Genomic DNA, 311 nt, shown 5'->3' with positions numbered 1-311 from the left:
GTCTCCAGGGCGTTGAGCCTGCCATGACCGACAAAGAGCCCCGCAAGACCCCCATCGGATACGAAGACCGCCCAGACAGGTCGACGCGAGGCGCATTCCGCATCACCGCCCTCGCCATCGGCATTGCGGCTGTCGTCTGCCTTGCCCTGATTGCGGTGGTCGTGACCCGCAGCGGCGGCATTTAGTAAATGTATGGCCATCGGCAGAATCCGGCCAGCAAAAAGCCCCACAGCTTTCGCGGTGGGGCTTCTGGATCTTGGGTGCGGGAGTAGGATTTGAACCTACGACCTTCAGGTTATGAGCCTGACGAG

General features: G+C 61.1%; 1 protein-coding gene. It reads left to right on the top strand.

The window, feature by feature from the left end; translation table 11 throughout:
* The coding region (locus ACODSC_RS14995; RefSeq protein WP_488814816.1) for a hypothetical protein at nucleotides 1–185 on the top strand (185 nt) is incomplete at its 5' end.
* Nucleotides 186–311 lie beyond the last annotated feature (126 nt).

The organism is Brevundimonas sp. FG128 (assembly GCF_057809775.1).
Note: the sequence above shows the minus strand (reverse complement) of the source record. Positions and strands in the feature narration are given on the sequence as shown.